The sequence below is a fragment of the Streptosporangium amethystogenes genome, from assembly GCF_000721075.1.
GTDB classification, from domain to species: Bacteria; Actinomycetota; Actinomycetes; order Streptosporangiales; family Streptosporangiaceae; genus Streptosporangium; species Streptosporangium amethystogenes.
Window position 1 is genome coordinate 1 of record NZ_JOEQ01000204.1, and the last position, 262, is coordinate 262.

The 262-nt window shown below is 69.5% G+C and carries 1 protein-coding gene; it reads right to left on the minus strand.

Features of this window, described 5'->3' with window-relative positions:
- On the minus strand, window positions 1–247 hold a 247-nt coding region (locus IG98_RS46415), incomplete at its 3' end, for a hypothetical protein (RefSeq protein WP_157594921.1).
- Window positions 248–262 lie beyond the last annotated feature (15 nt).

A 262-nucleotide genomic window follows, 5' to 3' on the forward strand; every position in this document is an offset into this window, starting at 1 on the left:
CCCCACTGTCATTGACCGCGACCGACAACGGGTAGTTGTTGCGGTCGACCACCAAGACGGTCCGGCTGCCCTCAACCCCCTCATCCGCCTGCTGCCCGGCGTCCTGCCGGCTCGGGTCGCGCCGGTAGTTGAACATCGAGGTGAACAACGGCACATCACCGCTCACCCCGCTGGCCCGCTGCGCCACCGCCAACGGAGCGTGCTCATGCTCCAGCAACCCCGCCAGCCGGCCACGCATCGCCGACACCGCCGCCAGCACACC